Source organism: Neisseria sp. P0021.S005, assembly GCF_051956955.1.
This window is the reverse complement of record NZ_JBQCWY010000591.1, coordinates 1-1,897: the sequence shown is the minus strand read 5'-3', so window position 1 is coordinate 1,897 and position 1,897 is coordinate 1. Positions and strand designations below refer to the sequence as shown.

At 51.8% G+C, this 1,897-nt stretch carries 2 protein-coding genes; both read right to left on the bottom strand.

Annotated features, from left to right (window positions below):
• Positions 1 to 165: 165 nt before the first annotated feature.
• Positions 166 to 852, bottom strand: a complete 687-nt coding sequence (locus ACTHUE_RS17265) for an HvfC family RiPP maturation protein (RefSeq protein ID WP_219089208.1) — start codon at positions 850 to 852, stop codon at positions 166 to 168.
• Entirely contained in the window at positions 842 to 1,684 is an 843-nt protein-coding gene (locus ACTHUE_RS17260; protein ID WP_070461018.1) for an HvfB family MNIO-type RiPP peptide maturase, read from the bottom strand. Before ACTHUE_RS17260 ends, ACTHUE_RS17265 begins: the two co-directional genes overlap by 11 nt.
• Between the last annotated feature and the right edge of the window lie 213 nt (positions 1,685 to 1,897).

Genomic DNA, 1,897 nt, shown 5'->3' with positions numbered 1-1,897 from the left:
TCGGTCAGTTCGGGTAGGGCCATAATGTATCAGTATGAAATGAATGATCAATATACTTTTGATTTTACGCTGATACGGCAAGAGCATGCGATTGAATCTATAAACGATTTCAGTAGTATTTTTGTTTTACCGAAACCGACTGCGCCCGTTTCAGACGGCCTTGATTTATGCCGCAACCAAAATGCCCTGTTCCCACCAATCCGTCCATTTCTGCCTTAATGCGTCCTGCCAAGCGTTTTCAGACGGCATGAACTCTGCCAGCATGGTTTGCAGGCCGTTTAGGGAAGTGGGCGTCTCTGCCAGCGTTTCCAGCAATAAGGCGTCGAAACCGTCGAGGGTTTGGTACATCACGTCGTCTTCCTTATCGCGCCACACCAAAACGGCGGTTTCCGCCTCATGCAATTCGTCCGTCACGTCATACTGATAACGGCGCACAAAGGCGGCGGGAGAAAGGGTGTAAGCCAAATCGTCTGAATCGGTATGGACTGCTTGGCTGTCGGTTTGCGCGGTTTCGGCGAGCAGCTGGGTGTGTTCAAAGTCCATCAATGCCAAGAGGTCGTCTGAAAGCGGCAGACTTTGGCAATATTGGAGGAACTCGCCGGGGATTTCTTGAAAATAGGGCGTTTGGGCGCGCGCGTCACGGACGAAACCTTCTTTCAGACGGCCCCATTCTTCGCTGTCAAAGTATTGCAGCGTTTCGGTATAACAGCGGTCGATAAAGCTGTGAATATTGTTGCGTATCAGGCGGATATAGACGTTCAGACGCTCTTGCGGCAATCCGTCTTCGGCTTTGCCTTCGCGTATGGCTTGGGCAAAGCGGTGTTGATATTGGGCGGAGGTTTCAGGCTGCACGGCGGTATTCCTTTCCGGCACGCATTTGATAGTCGGCGATTTTAGCGACTTCGGCTTCGAGTTCGGCAAAAGGCGGGAAATTGAAATCGCGTTCCAACAGGGTGGGCGGAATCGTCGGCAGTTTGGCATAGGCCAGTTCGAGTAAATCCCAAACGGTCGGCAAAACCGCCGCGCCATGCGTATCAATCAACAATTCCGGCGTTTCGACGTCATGTCCGGCAATGTGGATATAGCACACGCGCTCTGCGTCCACATTTTCTAAAAAGGCTTCGGGCGACAACAGGCCGTGATTGACGGCGTTGACGTAAATATTGTTCACATCCAAATGAATGCCGCAGTCGGCTTCACGGGCAACCGCGTTGAGGAACTCGACTTCGTTCATCTCGGCAAGCGGAGAATGCAGGTAGTAGGAGGTGTTTTCCACGGCGATGCGGCAGCCCAAACGGTCTTGCACTTCGCGGATACGGCGCGCGGTATGTTTCACCATCTCATCAGTGAAAGGCAGCGGCAACAAATCGTAAAGATGACCGCCGTCGTGGCAATAGCTCAAATGGTCGGAGAAAAACGTGCAGTCATAACGGCGCATCATTTCTTTGATTCCGTCTATCAAGGCAGTATCCAGCGGTGCTTGTCCGCCCAACGACATGGATAATCCGTGCAACGCCAGCGGCAGCCGTTCCGCCACGCGGTCAAACTGTTTGCGCGCCCTGCCGCCCATTTTCAGCCAGTTTTCGGGGGCGGCTTCGATAAAGCGTATCGGGCTGTCGTCTGAAAGCGAGAGGAAGTCTTCCGCCAAGTCGCGGCGGTAGCCCAAGCCTGCGTGTTGAATCATGGTGATGTCCTGTTATGATGCCGTATGAACGACAAAGTCGCATTTTTGTTTATAAAATGCGACTTTGTTAAAGGTATGTTGCAGGATTATTTAGAACCGCATTTACCTTCGCCACATTTACCTTCTACTACTTTGGCAGCTTTAGCTTTAGATGCTTTGCCTTTTTTAGCGTGGGCTTTTTCCACGGTTGAACCGCATTTGCCTTCGCCACAT